The following is a 21,772-nucleotide window of genomic DNA, read 5'->3' as shown; positions in this document are numbered from 1 at the left end:
CTTCGACAAGCTCAGGATGACACCGCATGGGGCTCGCGATGAAAGCGCGAGGTTGGCTAACGGAGGCGTTTTACTTGGTCGGGGGTGACGAGCGGGGCGTTGTTCGACCATGAGGTCCGCTCGTGATCGATAACGGCGGCGATCTGCGCGTCGGAGAGCTGCGACGCGAACGCCGGCATTTGAGCGCCGTACTTCGTACCTTTGATCACCTTGTTTGAGAGCCCATGCAGAACGATGCGAATCTGCGTTTGGGCTTCGCTGCTGGTCACGACCGGGTCGCCCGCCAGCGCCGGGAATGTCGCGGGAACGCCCATTCCGGTTTCGCCGTGACACGCCTGACAACTCTGCGCGTAAGTCGACGCACCGAGCGCCCCGTAATCGAAGCCCGCGACGTTTTTTGCGCGCGTACCGCGCGGCTGCTGCGCGGGCGCCGACGCCGTCGTCGCGGGAGCGTTCGCCGCCGCAAGCGCCGGATTGGGCGCGTACGTGGGCGTTTGCGCGAAGGCGGCCGGTGTTTGAAAATACTCGAGGCCGTACCACGCCGCCCACCCGAGAACGATCGCCACGAGCACCCACGTCCAGGCGGGAATCGGCCCGACGGATTCGGCCCGAACCGGATCGAACGGCTCGTTCGCTCCGAATGCGTTGACGTCGAAGTGAATGGCGCCGCGAACGCGCGAGCCCTCGCGCAGGCCGGTCACCGTGATGCCGGGACCGTTGGCGACGACGAATGGGACGTCGCGCACGCCGCTGATCCCCGTCGCATCGACGGCGTGAATGTGGAGCACGTGATTGCCGTCACTGAGTTTAGTCGTGTCGATCGTGACGTTGGCCGGCGGCCGGTACGTGCCGATCGGATCGGCATCATCGTCGAGATAGAGCGCGATCGAGACGGGGTCGAGCGGCGCCCGCGGCGGCGACTCGCCCATCAGCGCTCGTCCTTGAGAATCAGGTTTTTGGGATGATCCGGATTCGTTTCGCCCGGACGCGCGATCCAGTAGATCGCCGCAACGAAAGTCCATGCCGTGAAGGCCGCGCCGATCGCGATGATCGCCCAGGCCGACGGATCGCCCGACATCGTCATCGTTGCGCCTTAAGCGGGACCTGCTTGAGCGCTTCGAGATAGGCGACCAGATCTTGGGCTTGCCGCGTTGCAATCACGACGCCGCCCGGAGGCCCAAATCCAGGGGGCACTGCGATGACGACGTCGGCCGGTGCGGCGTGCGGCTGCACCTTGAAAAGCCACGTGTATCTGGGCATGATCGATTGGCTGACGAGCGCGCGCGGATCCCACAGGTGGATGTACTGCCAGGCCGCACTGGGCTGACGGTTCCCGATGTTCGTGAGGTCGGGTCCGTTACGGTGGTCCGAGAGCAGTTCGGGCGTTGAGTACGCGTAGTCCCCGGCGACCGACGGCCGGCCGAAGACCAGATCCTGTTGCAGCGGACGCACGACCTGGCTGTGGCAGTACGCGCAGCCCTCGCTGACGTAAACGTTTCGGCCGCGCGCCTCTTGCGCGTTCAGCGGCCGGAGGCCCGGCGTTGGTTTCGAAGCGGAAAGCGTGATGCCGGGAATTATCCCGGTCGCGACCGCGAGCGTGCCGTAGACAAGTGCGCTCACCGCGACGATCGACCACGGGTTGTTCATTCCACGATTCATGTGGCGGCCGCCTCGGGTGCCGGGCGCCCGCGCGTTCGCGTCATGAGGTAGACGTTGTACGCGAAGACGAGGTGCGCAACGAACATCATCGCGCCCGCGACGGCGCGCGCGAGCCAGTAGGGCGCCGCGCTTTCAACTGAGGCGATGAACGGGCCGCCGGTTGCCCAATCGAGTCCCTGCAGCGTCCCGCCGATCGAAAGCATCACCACGTACGCCGTTACGCCCACCGTCGCGAACAAGAAGTGGATCCGCGCTAGCGTCCCATTGGCTTCCTTGCCGGTCGCGCGCGGAAGCAGCGCGTAGATCGCACCCCAGGCGATAAAGGTGATGAACCCGTACATCGTGGCGTGTGAGTGCCCGATGGTGAAGTTGGTGAAGTGCCAGATGTTCTGCAGGCTGCGAAATGCCTCGATCGTCCCTTGGCTCGAACCGGCAAAGTAATAGAAAATGCCGACGACGATAAACGGCAGCGCGTACGAGCGGCGAATGGCTTCGGCCCCGCCGCGCATCGTAAGCGTGAAGTTCGCCGTACCGGCAAAGACCGGCACCAGCATCCCGACCGAGAAGACGATGGCGAGGGTCTGAAACCACCACGGCAACGGCGTAAACTCGAAGTGGTGCGCGCCGATCACCGGGTAGAACAGCAGGTTCGTCCAGAATCCCAAGATCCCGAGCGCGTACGAATAGATCGGGCGATTCAGGAGTTTGGGCAGCGCGTAGTAAATCAGGCCCAGTGCGAGAAACGTGAACCACATGCCGACGGCGTTGTGCATGTAGAAACCCTGCACCGCCACTTGTCCGAGCCCGTTCTGATACCACGGCAGGATGGCGACGACGCCGAGAATTGTGGTGAAGACAAATCCGCCGATCGTGTACCAGTTCGAGATGTAGATCGTCTCCTCGACGCGGTGCGCGACCGTCTGCACGACCGTAAGGCCGCCCAGCGCAACCGCAGCGAGAAAGAGCAGTCGCACGGGCCATATCCACTCGCGATACTCCTGATCGCCGTAGTTCATTCCGAGATCGAGCGTGATCGTGCCGGCGAGGGCGGCAAGGTTGAAGCACCAAAGCGACGCCCAGGCGAGCCGCTTTCCGACGACCGGAACGCCCGAGGTGCGGGCCGCGACGTAGATCGCCGCACCGGTCAGCGCGACCGATGCCCAGCCGAAAAACGTTCCGTTCGTGTGAATCGCGCGAAGCCGGCCGAACGAGAGAAACGGGCTCGTTGCGAGATCGGGATAGGGAAACTTGAAGCTCAGGAGGAGGCCGACCGCGGTCGTGAGCAGCAGCCAAAACGTCGCCGAGATCGTGAACGCGCTAAAGAGCGCGCTATCGTCGCGGTCGATGGCGTCGCGATCGAGCGTTAGCCGCACGGTTATCCCTCCGACGGCTCAGGAAGTTCAACGGACTAGCCCAGAGGCCCCGCAAGTCACCCTGCGTCTTGATGACGACCTAGAAAAGCTTCGGGCACGTTACCGCATCGATTGCAGCTGAACGACGAGCGGATCGAGATTAACCCGAACGAATCCTTTCTGCGGGCGATCGAGGTCAATCATCGCCGTTATCACGAGAACCGATGCAATCACGTATGCGGCCCCCAGCATTCGCGGATTCACGCCGAGGCGCGCGAACCCGAAGCCAATAAAAATGGCGCCGAGCAGAACGAGCAAGAGCGTCAGCTCGTCGATGGCGGCCGGTACGTGATGAGTAAGCGCGTTGCGCTGTTCCGCAGATACATCGATCGTACTGTTGAGTTCCGTCATGAGCAACGAACGGCCAAGATCTTGCGGTTGCCGGCGCAGCATGCTCGACGCCAGTGCCCAGAGCCGGCCCTGATAAGCATCGCTCCTGGCTTGGGCGCGGTCGACCTCCTCTGAGGTCAGCAGCCCTCGATACATCTGCAATCGCGTTGCGGTGTAATCGGTTAAAAGAGCACGAAACTGCCTCGTCTCCCTTTCAGGAAGTTGATCCGCGCGCAGCCACGTGGTCCCAATGGAGTTTGCTTCCGTGACCACAAGCTGCCGGCGTGCGTCAAACCGCGCCTGTGACTGCGAAAACGAAATCCCGAGCATGAAGGCCACGAGCGTTAGCACCCCACCTTGAATTATGTTCCATGCAGAATCGGGAACCTTGGCACCCGATACCAGCCGTTTACCCCAAAGAGCCGGTAGCTCGATGGCGGCCCCCAGCACGACGATCATGACGATCGGAAGCAGCCACGGACTAGACCCGAAGAGCAGGTAGTTCATCGCATTTCCTTTCTAAGCTGCGCTGACGGTACACGCACATTATGCTGCGTCCGAGGAGGGTGCCGGCAAGCCCTAGGCTAAATGCCACCGCCCCCACACAGATTTAAAGCGGAAAGTGAGTCATGGCAGCATCAAAGCCAAACATAATCCTCATCGTTTCGGATGACACCGGGTATGGCGATTTGGGAGCCTACGGAGGCGGCCTGGGCCGCGGCATACCCACACCGAATTTCGACCGGCTCGCGGACGAAGGCATGACGTTCTTTCACAACTACGGGCAGCCGAGCTGTACGCCCGGCCGAGCCGCAATCTTGACCGGGCGCATTCCGAACCGCAGCGGCATGACGACCGTTGCCTTTCAGGGCCAGGGCGGCGGTTTGCCGGCGGCTGAATGGACGCTCGGCTCGGTCCTGAAAACCGCGGGTTACCAGACCTTCTACACGGGCAAATGGCATCTCGGCGAGTCGGATTACGCGCTTCCGAATGCCCAGGGATACGACGAGATGGAACACGTGGGCCTCTATCACCTCAACGCGTACACCTACGCGGATCCGACCTGGTTCCCCGATATGCCCGACGAGCTGCGCGCGATGTTCGCGAAGGTAACCAAAGGTTCGCTTTCGGGCAAGGCCGGCGAAAAGGCACACGAAGACTTCAAGATCAACGGCCAATATGTCGATACGCCGGAGAAGGGCGTCGTCGGGATTCCCTTCTTTGACGGTTACGTCGAGAAGTCGGCGACCGACTACCTCGATCGCGCGTACGAGTCCGGCAAGCCGTTCTTCGCGCATGTGAACTTCATGAAAGTGCACCAGCCGAACATGCCGCACCCGGACTACATTCACAAGTCGCTCTCGAAGAGCAAGTATGCCGACTCGCTCATGGAGCTCGATGCTCGAGTCGGACGCATCATGGACAAGGTGCGCGAACACGATAAGGACGGAAACACGTACGTGTTTTGGACGACCGACAATGGCGCCTGGCAAGACGTCTATCCGGATGCCGGCTACACGCCGTTCCGCGGCACGAAGGGTACGGTCCGCGAAGGGGGCGCGCGGGTCCCCGCAATCGCTTGGTGGCCTGGAAAGATCAAGGCGCGCTCGAAGAATCACGACATCTGCGGCGGCCTGGACCTAATGGCCACCTATGCGTCGATCGCCGGCGTGAAACTGCCCGAGAACGACCGGGAGGGCAAGCCAATCATCTTCGACAGCTACGACCTCTCGCCGGTTCTTTTTGGAACGGGGCCGTGTCCGCGCAGTGTCTGGCATTACTTCACCGAGGACGAGTTGCTGCCTGGGGGCTGCGCGCCGGCAACTACAAGGCAGTATTCAATCTTCGCGGTGACGACGGTCAATCCACTGGCGGGCTGGCGGTGGACAGCAACCTCGGCTGGAAGGGAGCGTCGAAGTACGTCGCTACCGTACCGCAGATATTCGACCTCTGGCAGGATCCACAAGAACGCTACGATCTCTTTATGAATAACTTCACCGAGCGCACCTGGGTCCTCGTCACGATGGGCGACGAAATGAAGAAAATCGCACAGACGTACGTGAAATACCCGCCGCGTCCGCAGCAGAGCGAGAGCTACACCGGCCCGATCACGCTTTCCGCGTATGAACGCTTCTCGCACGTCCGGGAAGCGCTCGCCAAGGACGGCGTCAAAATACCCATGCCGACCGGCAACTAGTTCCCTGTGTCCCTAACCTAAAACCACGAGCAGCATCGACGACGGCTTCGCATCGGCGAGGCCGTCGCTGCGTCGGCCCACGGCCGACGCGCTTGACAAGCGGTACGATTAACGCTATCGTTATATAACATTATGGTTAATAGTTCCGAAAACCTCGACGCGGTCTTCTCCGCGCTGGGCGATCCGATTCGACGGCGGATCGTCGAGCGGCTGGCGCGCGGGCCCTTAACCGTCGGCGAGATCGCAACGGGTTTTTCGATTTCGCAGCCAGCGATCTCGCGGCACGTCCGCGTCCTCGAAGAGTCGGGGCTGCTGCAGCGGCAGGTGCTGGGGCGCGTCCACCGCTGCACGCTATCGCCGGCCGTCATGAAAACCGCTTCGAGCTGGATCGACAAGCAGCGCACCTTCTGGAACGCGGCACTCGATCGCCTCGATACCCTCCTTACCGAAACTCCCAAACGAAAGAAGAACCGATGAACAACACACGCACGCCGATCGCCCCGGCACTCGTATTGCGCCGCATCTACGCGGTTCCTCGGCAGCGCGTTTTCGACGCCTGGACCAAACCCGAACTTGCGGTGAAGTTTCTCGGCCCGGATGAGGTTACCGTACCCGAGGTTCAGATGGACGTCCGCACCGGCGGTTCGTACAAGATCGGGATGCAGATGAGCGACGGCGAGCGCTGGTACGTTGGAGGCACGTACCGCGAGGTTCGGCCGCCCGAGCGGATCGTAATGACCTGGCGCTGGGAAGAAGACAAGCCCGAAGACGAACACGAGTCGTTGCTGACGCTGGAGTTCAACGAACGAGACGGCGGGACGGAGCTCGTGCTCACCCACGAACAGTTCGCCACCGACGAATCGCGCGACGGCCACGAAAAAGGCTGGGCCGCGATCCTCGATAAACTCGGCACGGCTCTTTGACCGCGCACAAGACCGCGCGCCAAGAGCGGCTCGCAGCGCCGCCAGCCTAATGGCCAGGAGACGAACGCCCTATATTCGACAATCCTTCGACAAGCTCAGGACACGCGTGACACACTCTCGATCGCTAAGCGTATGGCGGCTTCGGTTGAGAGCGCGGCGCCGGCCGATAGGAGCGAATCGCATTCGGTAGGGGTGAGCTTTTCGCGCAGGAGGGATTCGAGGCGGGTTCGCGTTGCGCGTTCGGTGTACTCGTGTTCGTAGCCGACGCGTTGGAACGCGGCTTCCGAGTAGCCGGCTAGCCGAGCGGCGGATTCGAGGTCGTGGTTGAGGGCGACGGCCAGCGCGGCGTGCTCTACGGCGTCGGTTACGAAGATGCCGCTGCGTTCGCGCTCGGAACTGCTGTCGAACGCTTCGAGTGCTGCGGCGCGCGCCTCCGGCAATCGATCGAGCGCGACGAGATAGCCGCAGAGGTTCGCAAGCGCGCCCACCAGCGCTTGACGATCGCGGTCCGCGCGCAACGCGCCGAGCACGTCGTAGGCGAGCGTCACGGCGGCCGCGGTTTTACCACGCTGATGCTGGATATCGGCGAGTGAAACCGCGATGCCGTTGGCCTGCATTGTGTTCCCGAGCCGCCGATTGGCCCCCCAGAGCTGTTCGTAGGCCTCGGCCGAGGCATCGAGGTCGCCCATCGCGACGCTAACGTTCGCTTTCGTAAAAAGAATCCGCAGCTGCGGCCAGACGTCGTCGGCCGATGCGAGCGTCGCCGCCTCCTCGATCGCCGCGGCCGCCTCCTCGAACCTCGCTAGGTGAATGAGTGAGCCGGCGTATACGAGGAGCGCGTCGGCGAGCGTCGCGTCATCGCCCGCAGCTCGGGCGAAGGCAAGTGCGGTCGAGATCGCCTCGAACGCCCGTACGCGGTCCGTACGAGACGTACGCGCAATGGCCGTCCAGAGCTGCGACTTGCGCACCCGTTCGTCAGCGGGCACGAGCCGAGCGAAGCGCTCGAGGAGCGCCAAACCTTCGGCCGTCAGGCCGATTCGATCCGTTCGGTCGCCGATCGCGACGAGCAGCTGGGCACCGATCAGCACCTCGGCGCCGGCGGCATAGGCGAGGGCCGTGCGCACGTCTTCAAGCTCCGCTACCACGAGTGCGTTAAGTTCCGCCGCGCTGCCGCTGCGCTCGGCCCACGCGCGTGCAGCCGCAAAGAGATCGCGCAAGTACTGTAGATGCTTCTGCGAAGAGGTCGCAAGCTCGCCGGCGGCTTCAAGTTTCTCGCGCAAGTACGCTTTGGTCGATTCGAGCATTCGATAGCGTCGCGCGCCGCCGTCGTCGTCAGCCGCGACGAGCGATTTATCGACCAACGACGCGAGCGCGTCGAACACGCCTGCATAATCTACGTCGTCGCCGCCGCCGACCGCAACCGCGCCTTCGAGCGCAAAGCCGTTCGCGAACGCGGCGAGGCGTCGAGCGAGAACGCGTTCGCCTTCATCGAGCAAGTCGTAGCTCCAGTCGAGCGCAGCGCGAAGCGTCTGTTGGCGCGGCAGCACATCGCGACCGCCGCCGGTAAGCAGCCGAAACCGTTCGTCCAGCCGATCGCGCAGTTGGCGCGGCGTGAGGATCGTCGTGCGGGCGGCGGCCAGTTCGATCGCTAACGGAATGCCGTCGAGGCGCCGGCAAACCTCGCCGACGGCCGCGGCGTTATCGTCGTTGAGCTCGAAGCGATCGTCGGCGGCGGCGGCGCGTTGCGCAAAGAGCGCGATTGCATCCGGAACCGGGAGCGAAGGAATTCGAAACGTCGCTTCGCCGGTGATGCCGAGGCTCTGACGGCTCGTCGCGACGATGCGCACGCGCGCGGCGCCGCGCAGGATGGCCGCGACGACACGGCTCGTCTCGCGCACGAAGTGCTCGCAGTTGTCGAAGATCAGCAGCGTATTTTTCAAGCGAAGGTTCTCGACGAGCGATTCGAGCGGATCGCCGGCGCCGTGCAGCGAGATGCCCAGAATCTGCGCGACCGTGGACGGCAGGTACTCGCCGCTTGAAACCGGCGCAAGTTCGACGAGCCAGACGCCGTCGTCGAACCGATCCGGTACATTTGAAGCGACCTGCAGTGCGATGCGCGTCTTGCCAACGCCGCCGGGCCCGACGAGCGTCACGAGCGGCGACTCTTCGATCAGCGCCGCGACCTCGGCCAGGATCTCCTCGCGTCCGATGAGCGCCGTCAGCTGGCGCGGTAAGTTGTGGAAAGCGGCCGATTCATGGCCGGCCGAAGTCAGCGTCTTTGCTGCGCGGCCGTCGCCTGCGCGCAGTGCCTTGGGGCGCTCTGCCGCCGCTTCGAAGGCCTGGCGCTCGGCGGGGTCGAGCCCCAGCGCTTCAAATTAAGAGCGTGAGCGTTGCGCGCTGCGGCGTCGTACGGTCGCCCCGCTCCAGCGCCCCGATTCCCTGCGTGCTCATCTGAGCGCGCGCCGCGAGCGCCTCTTGGGAGAGCCCAACCGCCAGCCGATGGTGCCGCAGCAGCGTTCCGAAACTCGAAGAGGCGGGCGCCTGCGCCTGGTCACCGCGCATCGCAAGGGCTTCGCGCAGCCGGGAATGGGGTCCTTACGCGCGGCGCCGACTTGTAGAGGTATTTTGTGGAGGCGTCGATTGTTGCGGCCGGCGCATCCGGCGCATCATCGTTTGAGAGGCCGCAAGCGAGTCTCACGCGCACACTTTCTACGATGGAGGCCCAATGCAACCCGCGAATACCACCACGATCGCCAGCTGCTACGTCGCAGCGAACGGCACGCAGGCGTTCGGATATGTCGGCAGCGACCAGCTACTCTATGAGTTTATTGAAGTCGGCAATCCCGGATCTCCCTGGCAGACGATCGACCTCATCGGGCAATGGCAGTCCGAGGCGAATCTCACGCTGCCGTTTCCGCGTGCCGGCGCCGGTCCGCGCGGCGACGGTCCGATCGCGATGAACACGTTCGAAGCGATGGCCGGATTCTTTCTGTGCTATATCGACCAGAACAATCACATTCAGGCGCTGCCGTACCCGCTCGACGACAGCACGTATTCGCCGCCGGGCTGGCTCCCGGGCGGGTCGTTAGCGGCCGCGCTCTTCCCCGACATAACCGAACGCACCGGCGCGCCGCCGGCGGCCAGCGGCAGCAGCATCGCCTGCTATGCTTGGGAATCGCAGCAGTCGCAGCACATCGTCTACGTCGGTGCCGACGGCAACGTCTGGGAGCTCTACTGGATTGCCGGCCAGTACGACAACGTTCGCGGCGGTCCGTTGTGGAAATCGAACAACCTTTCCGCCGACACCGGTTATACGGGCGTGCTGGCTCCGAATCTCAAGGACATCTCGCTCGCGGCGACGATGTTCGAACGCGAAAACTCCGAGCACGTCATCTACATCGCCGGCGACAACACGATTCGCGAGCTGTACTTCTACGACGGCCGATGGGGCGGCAATAACTTGAGCGAAGCGACGAACGCCGCGCCGCCGGCCGCAAACGCGCCGCTGGCAACGTTCGCCTGCGCCTACGAAGACACGCTGCACGTGGTCTATCTCGGCGACGACGATAAGGTGCACGAACTGTGGTGGGGAAACGGCGGCTGGCAGCCGGATCACACGATCTCGACCTCAGGGCCGGCCGTCAACACGGCGCTCGTCGGTTATGCGTGCGAAAACGAGCAGAGCCACCACGTGATCTACATCGACGTCAACAACGACATCCAGGAGCTTTACCACAACAGCGGAGGCTGGAGCAACACGACCCTCAGCTTCTCCGCCGGCTCGGGAGCCACGCCGCCGTTGAGCACGGCGAGCCCCTTATCCGGCAACTCGGCCGCGTACTACGACGACGGCCAGGCTCAGCACGTCTTCTATCTCGACAATGAGACGCGCGTACACGAGCTCTATCGTTACAACAATCAGTGGATCGCGGGCGAGACCTCGGGCTAGCGTTACTACGGAAGCGTCGGAGGATCGGCGGCGACACCGAATGCGGAGAGCAAGTTGTTGTGAATCCGTATCACGCCCGGTTTCCCGTTCGCGTGGAAGTCGAGCACGGTGCTCAAGTCCGATCCGCCGACGTAGAAGAGTTTGTCGCGAAAGGCGATCGGACCGGAATCGAGGTTGGTGAAGATCGTCTTTTTGAACTTGTGTTTGCTCGAGAAGACGACGACGTTGGCCTGCGCGAAGTCGCAGACGTAGACCAGACCCCGCTTGTCGACCGCGATACCCAGCGGGTACGAGAACTGGCCGTAACCGAAGGTGCTCGAGGGCGAGGTTGCACCGGGCGGAAAGACCGCGACGCTGCCGAGCCCGGCGTTGACGACCAGAAGATTTCCCTTCGCGTCGAAGGCCAAGCCCTCAGGCCCGTTGATTTCCGTCGTCAGGACCGTGCTCGGGGTCGTACTGCCTTTCGGGAACTCTACGACGCTGCCGGGCACCTCGGCGTTGGAGACCCAGACGTTCCCGCTGCGATCGACGGCAACGAAATCCGGAACGGTGAGATCTTGGCTCAAGGTAAGCGAGGGCGACATCTGCCCCGCCGGATAAACGGTAACGTTCGCCGCGTTGGTGTTCGGAACGTAGAGCGTGCCGGCCTTATCGATGGCGATTCCCTGCGGGCCCGCGAGACCTTGCGTTATGCTCCCGACCTGGCTGACGTAACCGCCCTTGACGCTGAAGATAAACACCGTGTTCGAGTAGTCGTCGGCAACGTAGATGTACGGCTTTGACTTGTCGGCAATCGGACGGTGTGTTGCTTCGCCGGCTCGAACGGCCGGTATCGTTTCGGGCACGGACGGCCGCACCAATGCGTTATTTTCGGAACACCCAACTAGGAGCGCCGACGTGAGCGCGGCACCTGCGGCGAGCGAGCGGCGAAGCGTTACCATTGGGATACACCTCCAGCGAGAAATCGTAGCGTCGCATCAGTCTAAAGAATTCACGGCCCGGCAACAATAGGTCATTACCTAGCGGCCATATGGGGACGGACTCGATATCCCACTTCGAGAACCTGGATGAGGATGATCCTCGGGCCGGCGCGTCTCGACCCGCCCCGCTCGCCGGCTACCGTCGGAGCGGCTCTCCTCTCCGCGCGTTTCGATGCGGCTGACTTGCTCTACCGTACCGGCGAGCTTAACGCCGCCGCCGCCCGTTTGACGCAGATCGCGCTGACCGTCTCCGATGAAAACGCGAAGATTACCGCGCTGAGCCGCCTGGTGGAAGTCGAGAGCGATGCCGCTCGCATCGACTCGGCGCGCGCGTACTACGCGAGCGCCGCCGAACACGCACGCCGGGCGGGCCCCGCGGTAACGAGCCGGGCGCACGGCGAACTTCTGCTCGCGCGAGCGCGCTGCGCGTTTACCGCTCGCGAGAAGGCGCAGATGACAGCGGCCGTGCACGAACTGCACGCGCTGGCAAGATTGAGCGGCGACCGCCACCTCTGGTCGCTGGCCTCCCGAGCTTGGTTACGCGCCGGAGTTCACGGCTATGCGACCGGCAGTTTCGGCGAAGCGCTCGCATTTTGCGATCAGGCCGAAGCGGCCCTGGACCTTTGCGCGGGAGACGAGCCACTGACCCGCACCCGTTTGTTAGCGACACGGGCCGTGATCGACTTGCACGCTCCGCAGCGCGTGCACTTGGCAATTTCGGAGAACGCCCGCGCGTACTCGATCGCCATTGCCAACGGTCTGCTCTCCGACGCCTGCGACGCGCTCTACAACACGCTCTTCTTCACGCTGTACTGCGACGAACCGATCCCGACGACCAACGGCGGCTGGCTGCACGAGGAACTCTCCGACGCAGCCTACCACTTGGGGCTCGCGACTGACGACGCGATGGTCGGCGCGGCCGCCGCCGCGGCCCAGGGTAAATTTCCCGATGCGCTCGCGCAGTTCGAGCGCGCGCGAAGCGAGTATCACCAGGGAACCTTCGAATGGAGCCCCGCGTTCACCACGCTGCAAGCCAGAGTGCTCTTCAAGGCGGGGCGGTTTGCCGAATCCGAACGACGCGCGGGCGCGGCGTTACGCGACTGGCAGCACGCTCACCTTCGCGGCGAAGGCGCGGCGCTGCGCATCCGCGCCGAAGCGCTCGAGGCCCTTGGCGACCGGCGCGGCGCAATCGCCGCCGTGGACGAGGCGGTCGACGCGCTGTGCTCGTATTCGCCCGTGCATCATCTGCTCGCGGCGTACCGTTGCGGCTATCGCCTGACCGGGCGGCGCGCGTACCGCGAGCGGGTCGACGAGCTCGCGCTCGCAATCGGCAAAGCTTCGCCCGTAACCTTCTGGCCGAACGCGCCGTCGCCGCTGCCGAACGAGACGCGGCCCGGCCTCTCGGCGCGCGAACGCCAGGTGGCGCGGCTCGTCGCGGCAGGGCGCAGCAATCCGTCGATCGCGCGCGAGCTCGGCATCAGCCGAAAGACCGTGGCGAACCACGTTGCGAGGATCTTTGAGTGCTTGGATCTACGCGCGCGCTGGCAGCTGACTGACGATCTGCTCGATCGTCGAGCGTAAGGTACGGCTCGGGTTAGGCTCTCGCGCGCGATTCGACCGTAAGCCGGCGCGCGGTAATGGAGGCCATCCCCAGATCGCTGAGCGTGCTGCGGATGTCGAAGACCTTATCCAAGTCGCAGATCTCAAAGAGGCGCTGCACGGTTCCCTGCACGCCCAGCAGAATGAAGGCGGCGCCGCGCATGCGGGTCATCGCGTGAAGGTGTACCAAGCACTCGAGGGCGGTCGAATCCATGTACGACGTCTTTGCGAGGTTCGCGAAGACGAGCCGCGCGCTCTTTGCGGTTCCAAAGGCATCCATTAGACGGTCGCGTTCCGAGAGATCGAACTCTCCCACGAGATCGACGACGAAAACGTCGAGCGTCTCAGGCTTGGTGGGCTGAAGGTTCACACACTGCATGCTGTTCGCTCCTCTTGGGCCGCCAAACCGGGCGGGGTCGTGAGGTCCCTTCAACCAGCCTACTCCGCAAGGATGGGCAAATCCTGAAATGAGGCTGTGACCCATCCCTGAATCGGCCGCCGCCGAGTAGGCAAGCGCCTGAAATTTAATATACGGCGTTTGGTGAATCGCTCACCCCGTAGACCGACGTAAGCCCTTGCTTGGGCCCCAGCGTCTTGAGCAACGTACCGGCCGGATAACTGTAGATCGTCACGGTGCCGGAGCTCACGTTGGCGCTGAAGAGCCGGTTCTGCTGCTTGTTCAGCGCGACGTGATATGGATCGCCGATACCCTGGATCAGCGGTACCGAAGTCTGGTAGTAGGGCGGCGCGATCACATCGATCGAGCCCGGCTCGTACGACGCGACCTCCTGGTCGTCGGCGATGAGGTTGCCCTTCGCATCGATGACGAGACCGCCGGGAACATTCACCGTGGCGCCCAGCGCGGTCGGAGTCGATCTCCCGCGTTTGAACTCGAGGAGATAGCCATACCCCTCCGCCCACGCCATCACAAAAATGTCTCCACGGCGGTCGACCGCGACCCCCGTCGGCCCGAGTATCACCGTATAACGCTTCTTCACCGTGTTGCTGCACTGCGCGTACTCATAAAGGTAGCCGGGATCGGAGAAATCGTTGAAATCGGCGACGTACACGTTACCGGAGTGGTCTGTCGTGACCGTGATCGGATCGACCAGACCGCTCGAGTACGTGCACTTGGGTGAGGAACTCCCCGGCGCGTACTCGGTCACCTGCGCGCTTTTGTAGTTCGCGACGTAGAGATTTCCGGCTTTGTCGACCCAGACGCCGTCGGCGCCGTTGAGACCGCCGGTGATCTGCCCGACGTTCTTGTGGCTGCGATTCGCGAGCACTTGCACCGACCCGCTCCCGTCGGAGACGAAGAGATCCCGCTCGATCTTGGCGGAGCGTACGGTACGCGCAGGCTGCGCCTGCGGCGGCTTGGGTTGCCGGATGACTCCCGACCGCAAGGGCGTAACGGGGGGAGCGCTTTGTGAACCGATCGATCCGGCGCCGGAGCAACCGGTCAGCGCGACCAAGACGAGTGCGACGAACAGTGGAAAACGCCGGCCGAGGTGCGGCATGCAGGTAGCCTCCGATTAACGTGTTGAGTCTTGTGATTCTATGCCGCACGCGCCGCTCTCGACAATAGGTAATGACCTAGGTGCGGCAAGGCTGCGGAGCGCTCTCGGACACGGCGCCGCGCCGGGCAGTCATCCTGCCGCGTTGCCCCGAAATCGCACCGCAAAGGAGCACAGCATAATGGACAGGCGCACTTTTACGACCACGATGCTCGCTGGAGCGGCGAGCACGCTGACCGGTCTGCACGGGGTCGCCCGGGCTGCAGGCGGGGTTCGCAACGTCGTGCTGATTCACGGGCTGTATGCCGACGGATCCTCCTGGACCGACGTCATCTCGCGTTTACAATCCGCCGGCCTGCGGGCGACCGCCGTGCAGAATCGTCTGGTATCGTTCGGCGATGACGTCGATGCAGCGAAGCGGGTACTCGCGATGCAAGACGGCCCGACGGTTCTCGTGGCACATTCCTACGGCGGAATGGTCTTGACGGAGGCCGGCGTCGCGCCGAACGTTACCGCGCTGGTCTACGTGGCGGCCCGCGCACCCGACGCCGGCGAAAACTATCCAGCACTCGCAAAGCGATTTCCTGCGGCTCCCGCCGGCGCCGGGCTCGTGACGTTTCAAGGATTCTCGCAATTGAACGAGGACGCGTTTTTGAACGACTTCGCAAATGGCGTCGACCCTGCGCGGGCGCGCCTCCTATATGCCGTTCAAGCCTCGAACGCGGCGGCGCTCCCCACGACGGCGATGACGACGGTTGCGGCCTGGCGCTCAAAACCATCTTGGTACGCCGTCTCAAAACAGGATCGCACGATCAATCCCGATTTGGAACGCTATATGGCGGGGCGCATGAAAGCGACGACCATCGAAGTCGACGCGGGCCATCTCTCGCTCGTCAGCCATCCGCAAGAGATCTCGAATCTCATCCTCCAGGCCGCGGGCCAGTGATCCAGCGCGGTCACAGCAGATCGCTCTGAAACGGATACTGCAGCTCGAAGAGCAGCACGAGGGTAGCGGTCACGACGATGGTCACAGCAGACGTCATCAGCAGATGCACGTTCTTGTTCTCGAGCCCGAAGAGCCAGCAGAATCCGACAATCGCAGTCGCGCCGATCAGCAGGACGAGCCACTCGAAGGGTGAGAGCGCGAAGGTGTTATCGGCGAGGCGTCGCCAACGGTAGTCGTGCAGTGCGCCCAGCTGCTGCAGGGTGGCGCTTTGCGCATTAGTCTCCTTGAGGTTCGCCGGATTGAATCCGCCCGCGGCGCCTATCGCATCCATCACGATGAGATCGGCATCTTTGTCGTAGGTCGCGGCGCGCATCGCGGGCCACTCGCGGTCGACCATTAGTCTGGCGTAGAGCAGCACGTCACGGCGCACCCGGCCGCGCTGGGCGGACGGCATCCCGAGCGCTGCGCGAAAAATTGGACAACGACGCGATCGCGGCTTTGGGGCGCGAAGGAGCGGCGATGAGCGAGCCGCAAGCCGCGCACGTCGCGCGGCGCCACAGCTAGTTGCGGCCGGCTCCGCGGATGGCCCGAAGCGCGTCTTCGACCTCAACGAGCATGAGAGGGTCGGTCCGCTGCGCCTTCGCGCGGGCGAGCTGATCCTTGAGGCTCTTCCAACCGCGGCCGGGGACCTCGTCGCAGATTGCCGGAGAGCGTTTGTTTTCTGAGTGGTCCGTCATGGCCAGACTTTGATTACATCGCACGGCGCGAGTCGCCTTCAGGAGACCTGAGAATTCGCAAAAAAGCAGCGCATTGAAACCCCGGGCACGTCCAGGCCATAGGTCGTTCGTGGGCCGAGCTTTCGGAAGGGGTTCGCGACCTTTGCTGCCCTGCGAAGTCGCGCGAACATTTTTCCAAGACGGGCTTTGCGGCAGACCGTATACTGGACGCATGAATACGACGAACGTTAGCACCGCACAGAGCATCTATCCGAGCGTCCGCTACATCGACGCCGTGGCCGCGATCGCGTGGCTCAAGTCGGTTTTGGGCTTCGAAGAGCACGAGGTCTGCCTCGCCGATGACGGAAGCGTCGCGCATGCCGAGTTGAAGCTCGCCGGCAATCTGATTATGCTCGGCACCGTCAAGGACGATCCGTACGGAAAGAGTCCCAAGAGCCTCGGCGGCGTCACCGGCGGCATCTACTTCGGCCTCGAGAGCGCAGACGCGATCGATGCAGGGTACGCCCGCGCGAAAGCCGCCGGCGCGGAGATCGTGCGCGAACTCAACGACACCGATTACGGCTCGCACGATTTTGCCGTGCGGGATCCCGACGGCCACATCTGGAGCTTCGGCACCTATCGGCCGCAAGCGAGGTAAGCAAGGGGTCGCAATACCGAAACGCGAACCGCGGCACCCGTCAACCTCGGTATGCTGCGTAGAGGAGAAGAGTAAAAATGGTTCGCGGAGGTAGCACGAGGCGCAGGTTTCTTAAACGATGCGCGCAGTTCTTTGCAGCCTTAGGATTCATCCGGCTTCCAGAAGCGGCGTTAGCCAATCGCCGGCCGCTCAACAACATCGTGTTTATCATCGTCGACCAGAGAGTCGAGAAGCTCCTCGCGGGATCGGAGTACTCGCTGCCCGCGATGAAGGCGCTCGCGGACCACGGGGTGACCTTCGGAAACCACTACATCTCCGCGGCGCAGTGCTCGCCATCCAGGGCATCCTTCCTCACCGGCCAGCCGCCGCAGGTCACCGGCGTCATCGATCAGATGCAGTTCTCGTTCGTACGCAGCCTCAGCCCCGAAATGCCCAATATGGGATCGGTGTTGAAGGGCCTCGGTTATAAGACTGCCTATTTCGGCAAGTTTGAAATGGACAAGGACATTCTCAATCCGAAGCCTACGGTCAACTATAGCGATGCCGCGCAGCACTACGGCTTCGACACCTTCGGTTCGGGCGGCGATATCGGCAGCACGCCCGACAGCGGCTACGAGAACGACCTCTTCATCGCCGGCGAAAGCGAACGCTACCTGCGCAAAACCGCAGGCGATTCCCGCAGCACCGGGCAGCCGTTCTTCATGGTCGCGAGTTTCGTCAATCCGCACGACATCATGTACGGAGACGGTAACGTTCCGGGTCAGCCGCCCGTTCAGATTCCGGTGGTGCCGTCGGCCGTACCGCCTCCGCCGCAGAACTCCATTTACGAAAAGAAGTGGGCCTTCACGCTTCCGGCGAGCCTCGACGAATCGCTCGCGAAGCCGGGCATGCCCAACGCGCTCTCGGAATACAAAACGGGCTGGGACGGCTGGTCCGGCGTGATCCCAACCGATCGCAAAGACATGTGGACGATCTTTTACAACTACTATCTCAACGCGATTGCGGACGTCGACCGCGGCATACAGCAAATCGTCGACGTGATGAACGAGATGGACCTGTGGCGGGATACGGTCGTCGTCTTCACCGCGGATCACGGCGAGATGGGCGGAGCTCACGGCGGGCTCAAGGGTAAAGGGCCGTTCGCTTACGAGGAAAACGTCCACGTACCGCTGATCGTCGCGCACCCTAGCGCGAAAGCCGGCGCGACCTGCCCTGCGCTGACGAGCCACCTGGATCTGCTGCCGACCTTCGTTGGGCTGACCGGCCTGCCCAGCTCGGAGCGGCCCGCCGCCGTGAAGGCGTTGCCCGGGCACGACTTCTCCTCATTACTTGCCGAACCCGAAAGAGCGGGCGTAGGGGAGATCCGCCCGGCCATCCTTTTCAACTACGTCGGGCCATCGACGGTCGACGGAGCCTTTCTCAAAAAGACGATGGACACGCAGTTCGCAAACGAACCGTCCCCGCCGCTGTCCGAGGCGAACATTCGCAAACGCGGGCTGCTCTCGCTGGTGTTTGACGGCCGCTACAAGTTTGGCCGCTACTATGCGCCGGCCGCCTGCAACACGCCGCATTCGCTGGAAGAGATCCTCAAAGACAACGACGTCGTGCTCTACGACCTCAAAGACGATCCGGCAGAAGTGCGCAACCTCGCTCTGGAACCGGAGAAGAACCGCGAGACGATCCTGCGTATGAATGCGCTGCTCAACGAACTTATCGAGAAGGAGGTCGGCGCAAACGCTTGCGAACTCCTGAGCAAAGCCATGGGAGCCAACGGCCCGAAGTAACCGATGTCGATCGTCGTGCGCTGCGCGCGTTTCGGCCTCCGCGTGGTAAAGGTTAACGTCGGCATAAGCTGCGCTTAAACCAGCGTTTCGGTTGCTGGTCAATGATTGGTTCGTGCGGCTTGCTGCGCCGTCGTTGCTCTTTCTTGGCTTGCTCGTAGCGAGCGGCTGTAACCGGCAGGCTGCGGCGCCGCCGGCGCCATTTGAAATTCCAGTCGTGAGGGCGCAGCACGGCGTCGTTTCGTTCGAGCTGACGGCCGTGGTCGACCCGTCTACCGGTGCCCCAGCTTTCGCTTATGCCGGTACGGTGGGCTCGGCTCCCACGATCCGTCTTCGGCCTGGTGATGAAATCCGCGTGAAGCTGACGAATCACTTACCGTCCGGCACCGACGCCCCGAACCTTATTAATTTGCACTTCCACGGGCTGGAAGTCTCGCCGTATCCGCCGTCCGACGACGCGATGCGTCTAGCGGCCCCCGGCGAGTCGCTCGACTACGACGTCCACGTGTCGCGCGAGCAGCCGCCCGGGCTCTACTGGTATCATTCGCACGCGCACGGACAGACCTATTGGCAGATAACCAGCGGCATGTCGGGAGCGATCGTCGTCGAGGGACTGCAACAGCACCTGCCGGCTCTCGCTGCGATGCGCGAAAGAATCATCATGCTGCGCAACGTGCAGACTCCCCCAGACTACGACGGCATCCCAATTGCAGCCCGTCCCGAACCGAATCGGTCGAAGATCATCGCCGCCCGCAAACGCGCCGGACGATTCACCCTGGTAGACTCGGACGATTCCGTCGGTCAGCCGTGCGCCTCCACGCCGGGGCTGGGCGTGACGATGAACGGCGCCCCCCGCCGGACAATTGGAATCGATCCCGGCGAGTGGCAGCTCTTCCGCGTCGTGAACGCATCGGCTGGGCGCTATTTCGACCTTCAGGTAGACGGCGAGCAGCTGACTTTGGTCGCGCTCGACGGCTTTCCGCTGGACGCTTTTGCCGGCTCGCCGCCGGTGCAATTCCTCAGTCATATCGTCGTAGCGCCGGCGGGCCGGGCCGAGTTCCTCGTACGGGGCCTCTCGCATCCGACGGTCATGCGTTCGCGCTGCTACGTCAGCGGCGAGGCCGGCGATCGCGATCCCGAAGTCGTTCTTGCCGATTTACGAACCGATGGCGGCGCGCCGCCGGGCGCAATGTCTTCGCCCGATCTTCGGCGCGCGCGTCCGTTGCCGCGCAGCCCGCGAGCGGCCAGGCTTCCGGCCATCGCCGCGACCCGGCACATTATCTTTACCGAAGACGTCGACGGCTTCTACATTAACGGCAGAAAGTTTCATATGGGGGATCCGCCATCAGTGGTGGCCCACGCGGGGACGGTCGAACGCTGGGTGTTGATCAACAAAACCGATGAGGTGCACGACTTTCACATTCACCAGGTTCACTTCGCGGTCGAATCGATCGACGGCCGCGCGACTCGTCCGCTTCACTGGGTCGATACGGTGACCGTCCCGCCGATGCGCTACACGCATACGGCCGGTACGCCCGGCGCGGCCATCGTCTTGATGGATTTCCGTAACCCGGCGATCCGCGGGACGTTCGTCTACCACTGCCACATCCTCGATCACGAAGACGGCGGTATGATGGCCTCGATTCGCGTTATCTGATGACGGCTTTCGGGAGGCGCCGTTAAGGAAAGGGAAGCTCCTCCTAATCTTTGCTTCATCAAGCGCTTGCTTTAATTGAGCATGAGCAACTTTATGCGCGCCCGCGGCTTTGGCGCAGTGGCCTGCGTCATCGCCGGATCGCTCCTCTCGACCGGCTGCGACGAAAGCGACGTGGGTGCTGCAGCCTGGCTCACTGCATGGCAGCGTTCCTCTTGACGAGCACGTCGGCCGCCCGGCCGTAGTGCACATCGGCCGGCGTGAGAAATGCCAGTCCGCTGTGACGATGCTCATGGTTGTACCAGCGCACGAAATCAACGATGAACAGGCGCGCGGCTTGCACCGATGAGAAGAACTCGGGGAACCCGGGGCGATACTTGAGCGTCTTGAAGTGCGCCTCGGAATAAGGGTTGTCATTGGACGTGTGCGGTCGCGAATGGCTTTTGGAAATACCCAGATCGGCGAAGAGCAGCGCGAGCGATTTGGCCTTCATCATCGCGCCACCATCAGCATGGATGTGGAGCTGCCCGGGTGGGACGCCTTGTTCGCGAACCGCGTCGCGAAACAGCGCTTTAGCGATCGCCGTCGACTCAGTCGTCGCGACCTCCCAACCCACGATGTACCGGCTGAAGACGTCAAGCACGAGATAGAGACTGAACCATGTCCACTTGGCCGGCCCAGGCAGTTTGGTCACATCCCAACTCCACAGGTGGTTGGCCGCCGTGGTTGCCAGTTCGGGCTTAATCCGCGCTGGATGCGTCGCGATCGCGCGGCGTTCGTGCACCTGGCCGTGAGCGCGAAGGATGCGGTAGAACGTCGACGCTGAGGCGAGGTACTGCCCTTCGTCAAGCAGCGTGGCGACGATCGCACGGGGAGCGCTGTTGCAAAAGCGCTCGGAGTTGCAGGCCGCCAGCACCGCCGCTCGCTCGTGCACCGTCAGCGCATGCGGTTGAGTGCCGCTGCGAACGATGTGAAATGCCGCGGGCGCCGTCGCTTTGTGCCACCGGTGCCAGCTGGCTCGTGAGGTGCCGGTGCTACGGCAGGCTACGCGTTGCGAAAGGCCGGCATCGAACAGCGCGCTCATCGTTTGCTGCGTGATGGCTCGGACGGCGGCGCTGTCTCCTTGCTCCCGAGCTGCTGCAAGAGCGCCTGCATTTTTCCCTGGATCTCGACGACCTTTTCGAGCTGCGCGTTGCGCTTGAGCAGCCGCTCGTTCTCACGACGCAGCTTCTCGAGTTCACGAGCTTCGGGATTGGGCTTGGGACCACGCTTGCGATCGAGCGCCGCTTTCCCACCGCTATCGCGCTTCTGGCGCCACAGGGAAATGTGCGAACTGTAGATGCCGTGACGCCGCAGAACGGCGCCGCGAGCTTCAGGCGTTTGGGCTGCTTCGTACTCGGCCAGGAGCTTCAGTTTCTCCTCGACCGTAAAACGCCGGCGCGTCGGCCGCGCAG

The 21,772-nt window shown here is 63.2% G+C and carries 24 protein-coding genes; 10 read left to right on the top strand and 14 right to left on the bottom strand.

The annotated features are described in order from the left end of the window. Nucleotides 1–56: 56 nt before the first annotated feature. The 5 genes from VGG51_09270 to VGG51_09250 form a co-directional block, all read right to left on the bottom strand. Nucleotides 57–929 (bottom strand): cytochrome c, encoded by an 873-nt coding sequence (locus VGG51_09270; protein HEY1883211.1) that lies wholly within the window; start codon nucleotides 927–929, stop codon nucleotides 57–59. Then, the gene (locus VGG51_09265; protein HEY1883210.1) at nucleotides 929–1,084 is read right to left on the bottom strand and encodes a hypothetical protein; all 156 of its coding nucleotides are present in this window, start codon (nucleotides 1,082–1,084) and stop codon (nucleotides 929–931) included. Before VGG51_09265 ends, VGG51_09270 begins: the two co-directional genes overlap by 1 nt. Continuing rightward, nucleotides 1,081–1,659, bottom strand: a complete 579-nt coding sequence (locus tag VGG51_09260) for a cbb3-type cytochrome c oxidase subunit II (protein HEY1883209.1) — start codon at nucleotides 1,657–1,659, stop codon at nucleotides 1,081–1,083. Before VGG51_09260 ends, VGG51_09265 begins: the two co-directional genes overlap by 4 nt. Then, nucleotides 1,656–3,032, bottom strand: coding sequence for a cbb3-type cytochrome c oxidase subunit I (locus tag VGG51_09255; GenBank protein ID HEY1883208.1), 1,377 nt, complete (start codon nucleotides 3,030–3,032; stop codon nucleotides 1,656–1,658). Before VGG51_09255 ends, VGG51_09260 begins: the two co-directional genes overlap by 4 nt. A gap of 99 nt (nucleotides 3,033–3,131) precedes the next feature. After that, nucleotides 3,132–3,860 carry a hypothetical protein gene (locus VGG51_09250; GenBank protein ID HEY1883207.1) on the bottom strand — a complete coding sequence of 243 codons (729 nt, stop codon included), beginning with the start codon at nucleotides 3,858–3,860 and terminating at the stop codon, nucleotides 3,132–3,134. 170 nt (nucleotides 3,861–4,030) lie between these two features. Between VGG51_09250 and VGG51_09245 the strand changes: the two genes are divergently transcribed. The 4 genes from VGG51_09245 to VGG51_09230 all read left to right on the top strand — a co-directional run bounded on the left by VGG51_09245 (nucleotide 4,031) and on the right by VGG51_09230 (nucleotide 6,521). Next, complete coding sequence (locus tag VGG51_09245; GenBank protein HEY1883206.1) at nucleotides 4,031–5,389, top strand: arylsulfatase; 1,359 nt, start codon at nucleotides 4,031–4,033, stop codon at nucleotides 5,387–5,389. Further along, complete coding sequence (locus VGG51_09240; protein HEY1883205.1) at nucleotides 5,386–5,598, top strand: hypothetical protein; 213 nt, start codon at nucleotides 5,386–5,388, stop codon at nucleotides 5,596–5,598. The genes VGG51_09245 and VGG51_09240 overlap by 4 nt, the downstream gene beginning before the upstream one ends. Before the next feature lie 132 nt (nucleotides 5,599–5,730). Then, complete coding sequence (locus VGG51_09235; protein ID HEY1883204.1) at nucleotides 5,731–6,075, top strand: metalloregulator ArsR/SmtB family transcription factor; 345 nt, start codon at nucleotides 5,731–5,733, stop codon at nucleotides 6,073–6,075. After that, nucleotides 6,072–6,521 (top strand): SRPBCC domain-containing protein, encoded by a 450-nt coding sequence (locus tag VGG51_09230; protein HEY1883203.1) that lies wholly within the window; start codon nucleotides 6,072–6,074, stop codon nucleotides 6,519–6,521. The genes VGG51_09235 and VGG51_09230 overlap by 4 nt, the downstream gene beginning before the upstream one ends. 95 nt (nucleotides 6,522–6,616) lie before the next feature. Here the strand turns inward: VGG51_09230 and VGG51_09225 are convergent, their stop codons facing one another. Both VGG51_09225 and VGG51_09220 read right to left on the bottom strand, forming a co-directional pair. Further along, nucleotides 6,617–8,692, bottom strand: a complete 2,076-nt coding sequence (locus VGG51_09225) for an NB-ARC domain-containing protein (GenBank protein ID HEY1883202.1) — start codon at nucleotides 8,690–8,692, stop codon at nucleotides 6,617–6,619. A 199-nt stretch (nucleotides 8,693–8,891) separates the two neighbouring features. Beyond that, the gene (locus VGG51_09220; GenBank protein ID HEY1883201.1) at nucleotides 8,892–9,083 is read right to left on the bottom strand and encodes a helix-turn-helix domain-containing protein; all 192 of its coding nucleotides are present in this window, start codon (nucleotides 9,081–9,083) and stop codon (nucleotides 8,892–8,894) included. A 163-nt stretch (nucleotides 9,084–9,246) separates the two neighbouring features. Here VGG51_09220 and VGG51_09215 point away from each other — a divergent pair, with 163 nt between their 5' ends. After that, nucleotides 9,247–10,470 (top strand): hypothetical protein, encoded by a 1,224-nt coding sequence (locus tag VGG51_09215; GenBank protein HEY1883200.1) that lies wholly within the window; start codon nucleotides 9,247–9,249, stop codon nucleotides 10,468–10,470. A 5-nt stretch (nucleotides 10,471–10,475) separates the two neighbouring features. On the opposite strand, the gene VGG51_09210 is transcribed toward VGG51_09215, so the two are convergent. After that, nucleotides 10,476–11,411 (bottom strand): NHL repeat-containing protein, encoded by a 936-nt coding sequence (locus VGG51_09210; GenBank protein ID HEY1883199.1) that lies wholly within the window; start codon nucleotides 11,409–11,411, stop codon nucleotides 10,476–10,478. Between the two features lie 126 nt (nucleotides 11,412–11,537). On the opposite strand from VGG51_09210, the gene VGG51_09205 reads away from it, so the two are divergent. Continuing rightward, nucleotides 11,538–13,031, top strand: coding sequence for a helix-turn-helix transcriptional regulator (locus VGG51_09205; GenBank protein ID HEY1883198.1), 1,494 nt, complete (start codon nucleotides 11,538–11,540; stop codon nucleotides 13,029–13,031). A gap of 13 nt (nucleotides 13,032–13,044) precedes the next feature. Here VGG51_09205 and VGG51_09200 read toward each other — a convergent pair whose 3' ends face one another. Both VGG51_09200 and VGG51_09195 read right to left on the bottom strand, forming a co-directional pair. Then, nucleotides 13,045–13,428, bottom strand: a complete 384-nt coding sequence (locus VGG51_09200) for an STAS domain-containing protein (GenBank protein ID HEY1883197.1) — start codon at nucleotides 13,426–13,428, stop codon at nucleotides 13,045–13,047. Nucleotides 13,429–13,573: 145 nt separating this feature from the next. Next, nucleotides 13,574–14,566 carry a hypothetical protein gene (locus VGG51_09195; protein HEY1883196.1) on the bottom strand — a complete coding sequence of 331 codons (993 nt, stop codon included), beginning with the start codon at nucleotides 14,564–14,566 and terminating at the stop codon, nucleotides 13,574–13,576. 178 nt (nucleotides 14,567–14,744) lie between these two features. Between VGG51_09195 and VGG51_09190 the strand changes: the two genes are divergently transcribed. Then, the gene (locus VGG51_09190; GenBank protein ID HEY1883195.1) at nucleotides 14,745–15,509 is read left to right on the top strand and encodes an alpha/beta hydrolase; all 765 of its coding nucleotides are present in this window, start codon (nucleotides 14,745–14,747) and stop codon (nucleotides 15,507–15,509) included. A gap of 10 nt (nucleotides 15,510–15,519) precedes the next feature. Here VGG51_09190 and VGG51_09185 read toward each other — a convergent pair whose 3' ends face one another. Further along, on the bottom strand, nucleotides 15,520–15,963 hold the full coding sequence (locus VGG51_09185; GenBank protein ID HEY1883194.1) for a DUF4239 domain-containing protein: 444 nt from the start codon (nucleotides 15,961–15,963) through the stop codon (nucleotides 15,520–15,522). 106 nt (nucleotides 15,964–16,069) lie between these two features. Next, entirely contained in the window at nucleotides 16,070–16,246 is a 177-nt protein-coding gene (locus VGG51_09180) for a hypothetical protein (GenBank protein ID HEY1883193.1), read from the bottom strand. Nucleotides 16,247–16,457: 211 nt separating this feature from the next. Here VGG51_09180 and VGG51_09175 point away from each other — a divergent pair, with 211 nt between their 5' ends. From VGG51_09175 to VGG51_09165, 3 genes are all read left to right on the top strand, one after another. After that, a complete protein-coding gene (locus VGG51_09175; GenBank protein ID HEY1883192.1) occupies nucleotides 16,458–16,883 on the top strand; it encodes a VOC family protein in 426 nt (141 codons plus the stop codon). 200 nt (nucleotides 16,884–17,083) lie between these two features. Next, nucleotides 17,084–18,667, top strand: a complete 1,584-nt coding sequence (locus VGG51_09170) for a sulfatase-like hydrolase/transferase (protein HEY1883191.1) — start codon at nucleotides 17,084–17,086, stop codon at nucleotides 18,665–18,667. A gap of 91 nt (nucleotides 18,668–18,758) precedes the next feature. Further along, nucleotides 18,759–20,321 (top strand): multicopper oxidase family protein, encoded by a 1,563-nt coding sequence (locus tag VGG51_09165; GenBank protein ID HEY1883190.1) that lies wholly within the window; start codon nucleotides 18,759–18,761, stop codon nucleotides 20,319–20,321. Between the two features lie 190 nt (nucleotides 20,322–20,511). On the opposite strand, the gene VGG51_09160 is transcribed toward VGG51_09165, so the two are convergent. Beyond that, nucleotides 20,512–21,402, bottom strand: coding sequence for an IS3 family transposase (locus tag VGG51_09160; protein HEY1883189.1), 891 nt, complete (start codon nucleotides 21,400–21,402; stop codon nucleotides 20,512–20,514). Beyond that, nucleotides 21,399–21,772, bottom strand: a 374-nt coding sequence (locus VGG51_09155; GenBank protein HEY1883188.1) for a transposase, incomplete at its 5' end; no start/stop codon positions are given. The genes VGG51_09155 and VGG51_09160, both read right to left, overlap by 4 nt.

It is taken from the genome of Candidatus Cybelea sp. (genome assembly GCA_036489315.1).
In the GTDB taxonomy this organism is placed as follows: Bacteria; Vulcanimicrobiota; Vulcanimicrobiia; order Vulcanimicrobiales; family Vulcanimicrobiaceae; genus Cybelea.
The sequence above is the reverse complement of the archived record's forward strand: the minus strand, read 5'-3'. Positions and strand labels throughout refer to the sequence as shown.

What these genes read in the sequence shown, in the direction of transcription:
- VGG51_09270 (HEY1883211.1), bottom strand. Translation starts at nt 929, where the DNA reads ATGGGCGAGTCGCCGCCGCGGGCGCCGCTCGACCCCGTCTCGATCGCG.
- VGG51_09265 (HEY1883210.1), bottom strand. Translation starts at nt 1,084, where the DNA reads ATGACGATGTCGGGCGATCCGTCGGCCTGGGCGATCATCGCGATCGGC.
- VGG51_09260 (HEY1883209.1), bottom strand. Translation starts at nt 1,659, where the DNA reads ATGAATCGTGGAATGAACAACCCGTGGTCGATCGTCGCGGTGAGCGCA.
- VGG51_09250 (HEY1883207.1), bottom strand. Translation starts at nt 3,860, where the DNA reads ATGATCGTCGTGCTGGGGGCCGCCATCGAGCTACCGGCTCTTTGGGGT.
- VGG51_09245 (HEY1883206.1), top strand. Translation starts at nt 4,031, where the DNA reads ATGGCAGCATCAAAGCCAAACATAATCCTCATCGTTTCGGATGACACC.
- VGG51_09240 (HEY1883205.1), top strand. Translation starts at nt 5,386, where the DNA reads ATGAATAACTTCACCGAGCGCACCTGGGTCCTCGTCACGATGGGCGAC.
- VGG51_09235 (HEY1883204.1), top strand. Translation starts at nt 5,731, where the DNA reads ATGGTTAATAGTTCCGAAAACCTCGACGCGGTCTTCTCCGCGCTGGGC.
- VGG51_09230 (HEY1883203.1), top strand. Translation starts at nt 6,072, where the DNA reads ATGAACAACACACGCACGCCGATCGCCCCGGCACTCGTATTGCGCCGC.
- VGG51_09220 (HEY1883201.1), bottom strand. Translation starts at nt 9,083, where the DNA reads ATGCGCGGTGACCAGGCGCAGGCGCCCGCCTCTTCGAGTTTCGGAACG.
- VGG51_09215 (HEY1883200.1), top strand. Translation starts at nt 9,247, where the DNA reads ATGCAACCCGCGAATACCACCACGATCGCCAGCTGCTACGTCGCAGCG.
- VGG51_09210 (HEY1883199.1), bottom strand. Translation starts at nt 11,411, where the DNA reads ATGGTAACGCTTCGCCGCTCGCTCGCCGCAGGTGCCGCGCTCACGTCG.
- VGG51_09205 (HEY1883198.1), top strand. Translation starts at nt 11,538, where the DNA reads ATGAGGATGATCCTCGGGCCGGCGCGTCTCGACCCGCCCCGCTCGCCG.
- VGG51_09200 (HEY1883197.1), bottom strand. Translation starts at nt 13,428, where the DNA reads ATGCAGTGTGTGAACCTTCAGCCCACCAAGCCTGAGACGCTCGACGTT.
- VGG51_09195 (HEY1883196.1), bottom strand. Translation starts at nt 14,566, where the DNA reads ATGCCGCACCTCGGCCGGCGTTTTCCACTGTTCGTCGCACTCGTCTTG.
- VGG51_09190 (HEY1883195.1), top strand. Translation starts at nt 14,745, where the DNA reads ATGGACAGGCGCACTTTTACGACCACGATGCTCGCTGGAGCGGCGAGC.
- VGG51_09185 (HEY1883194.1), bottom strand. Translation starts at nt 15,963, where the DNA reads ATGCCGTCCGCCCAGCGCGGCCGGGTGCGCCGTGACGTGCTGCTCTAC.
- VGG51_09180 (HEY1883193.1), bottom strand. Translation starts at nt 16,246, where the DNA reads ATGACGGACCACTCAGAAAACAAACGCTCTCCGGCAATCTGCGACGAG.
- VGG51_09175 (HEY1883192.1), top strand. Translation starts at nt 16,458, where the DNA reads ATGAATACGACGAACGTTAGCACCGCACAGAGCATCTATCCGAGCGTC.
- VGG51_09160 (HEY1883189.1), bottom strand. Translation starts at nt 21,402, where the DNA reads ATGAGCGCGCTGTTCGATGCCGGCCTTTCGCAACGCGTAGCCTGCCGT.